At 67.8% G+C, this 3,475-nt stretch carries 6 protein-coding genes; 5 read left to right on the forward strand and 1 reads right to left on the reverse strand.

What is annotated here, in order from left to right:
- Positions 1–71 precede the first annotated feature (71 nt).
- From AX681_RS09920 to AX681_RS09940, 5 genes are all read left to right on the forward strand, one after another.
- Positions 72–608 (forward strand): J domain-containing protein, encoded by a 537-nt coding sequence (locus AX681_RS09920; RefSeq protein WP_066661688.1) that lies wholly within the window; start codon positions 72–74, stop codon positions 606–608.
- Entirely contained in the window at positions 593–904 is a 312-nt protein-coding gene (locus tag AX681_RS09925; protein ID WP_066661689.1) for a hypothetical protein, read from the forward strand. The genes AX681_RS09920 and AX681_RS09925 overlap by 16 nt, the downstream gene beginning before the upstream one ends.
- 45 nt (positions 905–949) lie before the next feature.
- Positions 950–1,522: a sigma-70 family RNA polymerase sigma factor gene (locus AX681_RS09930; RefSeq protein WP_066661696.1), complete on the forward strand. Its 573-nt coding sequence runs from the start codon at positions 950–952 to the stop codon at positions 1,520–1,522.
- Positions 1,515–2,246, forward strand: a complete 732-nt coding sequence (locus AX681_RS09935) for an anti-sigma factor (protein ID WP_082738021.1) — start codon at positions 1,515–1,517, stop codon at positions 2,244–2,246. The genes AX681_RS09930 and AX681_RS09935 overlap by 8 nt, the downstream gene beginning before the upstream one ends.
- Before the next feature lie 83 nt (positions 2,247–2,329).
- A complete protein-coding gene (locus AX681_RS09940; protein WP_066661705.1) occupies positions 2,330–2,887 on the forward strand; it encodes a fasciclin domain-containing protein in 558 nt (185 codons plus the stop codon).
- Between the two features lie 106 nt (positions 2,888–2,993).
- On the opposite strand, the gene AX681_RS09945 is transcribed toward AX681_RS09940, so the two are convergent.
- The coding region (locus AX681_RS09945; protein WP_197424276.1) for a PepSY domain-containing protein at positions 2,994–3,475 on the reverse strand (482 nt) is incomplete at its 5' end.

Genomic DNA, 3,475 nt, shown 5'->3' on the forward strand with positions numbered 1-3,475 from the left:
GGCGTCAACCCGCATGGGGAAAACACCGGGCGGGGTGGCGTTCGTCACAATCGCGTCCTATCTGGCCAATAATGGCGCGTTCTTCTCGATCGATGGACTGGGGCTTTCCCCGCTGGCGAGCCTATGGGGCCGAGCGGGAAGCGGTAAAAGTGCGCCTGTGCGACCGCGAAGGCTGCGACAAGCCCGGTGATCGCCCGGCGCCCAAATCGCCCAACAGCCCGGAACGCTGGTACTTCTGCGAGGAACATGCCGGCGAATACAACCGCAACTGGAATTATTTCGAGGGGCTGACCGCCGAAGAGGCCGCCAAGCGCGAGGCCGATGAGCGGCGCACCGCGAATGGCTATGCGGAGAGCAAGCATAATGCCTGGGCTGGCCCGGGCGACGGCACGCGCTCGCGCGACGAGATGCGCGCTCTCGACGTGCTGGAGCTGGAGCCGGACGCGAGCTTTGAGGATGTGCGCACGGCGTGGCGGCGGCTCGCCAAGTCGAACCATCCCGATATTCGCCCGGGCGACGCCGAAGCGGCCAAGCGCTTTCAGGCGATCCAGGCGGCCTATGAAGTGCTGCGCACCGCCGAAGAGCGGCGGCAATGGCGGCCGGATTGAAGACGCAGGTCCGGTCGAACTGGGCGAATGCGGTTCTGGTCTGTGCGAAATGCTCGAAAAAGCTCGACGGCGGGTTTGGCCCCAAGGGCAAGGCGCCGCTGGGCAAAGCGCTGCGCAAACACCTGCATCTGAAAAAAGGGCGCAAGGCTGCAGCAGGCATCGTCGACGTCAAATGCCTTGGCGTTTGCCCGCGCGGTGCGGTGACCATGGTCAATGGTGCGGCGAGCCGCGAGTGGCTGCTGGTCCCCGCCGGTGCCGATCTCGATGCGGTGGCCGATGAACTTGGCCTCGGGTGATCGCGCCCGCTTGCGCACGACGCCGGGTGCGTTAGGGTTCGCGCCGTGACGCCGCCTTCGCCCTCCGCAACTCTCGCGCGCAAGCGGCTGGCCGATGCGCTGATTTCGGTGGGCCGGGGCGACCGTGCCGCGCTGGCGGAGGTCTATAATCTGACCAGCGCGAAGCTTTTCGGGATTTGCCTGCGTATCTGTGGGAGCCGGGAGGAAGCAGAGGACGTGGTGCAGGAAGTCTATGTGAAGGTGTGGCAGCGGGCGGGGCGCTTCGACCCTGAGCGCGCCAGCCCGATCACCTGGCTTGCCGCCATCGCCCGCAACAGCGCGATCGACCGGCTGAGGTCGCGTCCGGCAGCCGCTGCCGCGCCGATCGATGCGGCCGCGATGGTCGCCGACGAGCGCCCCGCCGCCGACGCGGTGATCGAAGATGCTCAGGAGCAGGGCCGTATGCGCGCCTGTCTCGACGCGCTGGAGGCGCGTGCGTCCTCGGCGATCCGCGCAGCCTTTTTCGGCGGATTGACCTATACCGAGCTGGCTGAACGTGAGCGCGTGCCGCTCGGCACGATGAAGACCTGGATTCGTCGCGGCCTGTTGCAGTTGAAGGCGTGCTTGGGCGATGGTTGATCCGATGGACCTTCCCGACGCGCGCGAACTGCTTGCGGCCGAACTGGCGCTCGGCGTGCTGGAGGGCGACGCGCTGGCCGCCGCCAACCGCCGCCTGCTGACCAACGCGGCCTTTGCCGAGGAGGTCGAGGCGTGGCGCGAGCGGCTGGCGGGCATGGCGCTCGACGTGCCCGACGAAATGCCGCCGGACGCATTGTGGAGCCGGATCGAGCGCGCGATCGATGGCGTGGCGCCTGCGCCCGTGGTCGATCTGGTGCCGCGTCGCCAGCTGCGCCGCTGGCAGTTCGGTACGGCCGCAGCGGGCGCAGTTGCGGCCGCGCTCGCGGTGATGCTCGTCATCCCGCGCCCCGAACCGTCGATCAACCCGCCGCCGGCCCAGGTGACGGTGCAGCCCGCCATCGTCGCGCAGCTGCGCGGCACGGAGGAGGGGCCGTTCGTCGCCGCACGCTACGACCCGGTAACTGCGCAGCTGCGGCTGGTTGCGCAGGATATGGGCGACGACCCGCGCGTGCCGGAGCTGTGGATTATCCCCGAGGATGGCATCCCGCGCTCGCTCGGCGTCATTCGGCCCGCGGGCGATACGCAGCTGGTCGTGGCCGAAGGGCATCGGTCGATGATGCATGACGGCGCTACGCTGGCGATCACGATGGAGCCGCGCGCGACCGCGCCGCACCCCGCGCCGACCGGCCCGCGCGTCGCTGCAGGAAAAATTTTCGGCATCTGACATCCGGGCCGCATCCGCGCCCGTATCTCCTGCGCAACCCGGTCCCACGCGGGCCGGGCACTGCCACGACAGCAGGAGGATGTATGAAGTTTCGTACCTCGCATTTCGCACTGGCGCTCGCCGGTGCCGCACTGGCCACCGGTTCGGTTGCCGTCGCCGGACAAACCAAGATGGTCGGCGGTGCCGCCATGTATCCGACCAAGGACATCGTCGATAACGCGGTCAATTCGAAGGATCACACCACGCTGGTCGCGGCGGTGAAGGCTGCCGGCCTGGTCGACACGCTCAAGTCGCCTGGCCCGTTCACCGTGTTCGCGCCGACCAATGCCGCGTTCGCGAAGCTGCCCGCGGGCACCGTCGACACGCTGCTGAAGCCGGAGAACAAGGGCACGCTGACCGCGGTGCTGACCTATCACGTCGTCCCGGGCAAGATGATGGCCGCCGACATCGCCGCCAAAGCGAAGGCCAATGGCGGCAAGCTCGAGCTGACTACCGTCCAGGGCGCCAAGATCACCCTGTCGATGCGCGGCAATGGCTGGATCGTCACCGATGCCAAGGGCGGCACCTCGAACATCACCATCGCCGATGTCGCGCAGAAGAATGGCGTGATTCACGTGGTGGACTCGGTCCTTCTGCCCTGAACCGACCCCCGTCGCGCGGGTTTTACCCGGTCCCGCGCGGCACCCCGCCGATGTGATTTCCCTCTTTGACCATCGGCGGGACTACCGCCCGCCCGGCCACTGTCTCTCAGGCCGGGCGGGTACGGTTGAGCCAGCGTGCCGTGCGCGGGAAGCGCGGCAGGATCAGCCGGTCGAACACGAACACGACAATCAATGAAAGCGCCAGCATCGGCAACAGCGCCGCCATGACAAGGGTGATCGCTGCCACTACGCGCAGCTTTGCGTCACCCGGATGCGGCGGCGCGCCGAGCGAACCGTCGGGCCGTCGCCGCCACCACATGACGCCGCCGCTCACCGCCAGCAGCATCAGCGCCAGCGCGGTCAGCACGCCGACCAGTTGGTTGACCCACCCGAACAGCTGGCCTTCATGCCAAGCGATGCCATATCCGATCACCCGGTCGATCGGGTGCCTATCGGCAAAGCCGCTGCGCGCAAGCACGTCGCCGGTCATCGGATCGAACTCAACGGTACGCGCGATCGGGCGGTTCTGCGTGGCGCTGGTCAGCTTCCAGACATTGCCATTGGGCGGTCCGAATTGCGCGGGTGCAC

This window comes from Sphingomonas sp. CCH9-E2 (genome assembly GCF_001557215.1).
Taxonomy (GTDB): domain Bacteria; phylum Pseudomonadota; class Alphaproteobacteria; order Sphingomonadales; family Sphingomonadaceae; genus Sphingomonas.

What these genes read in the sequence shown, in the direction of transcription:
- AX681_RS09925 (WP_066661689.1), top strand. Translation starts at nt 593, where the DNA reads ATGGCGGCCGGATTGAAGACGCAGGTCCGGTCGAACTGGGCGAATGCG.
- AX681_RS09940 (WP_066661705.1), top strand. Translation starts at nt 2,330, where the DNA reads ATGAAGTTTCGTACCTCGCATTTCGCACTGGCGCTCGCCGGTGCCGCA.
- AX681_RS09935 (WP_082738021.1), top strand. Translation starts at nt 1,515, where the DNA reads ATGGTTGATCCGATGGACCTTCCCGACGCGCGCGAACTGCTTGCGGCC.
- AX681_RS09920 (WP_066661688.1), top strand. Translation starts at nt 72, where the DNA reads ATGGCGCGTTCTTCTCGATCGATGGACTGGGGCTTTCCCCGCTGGCGA.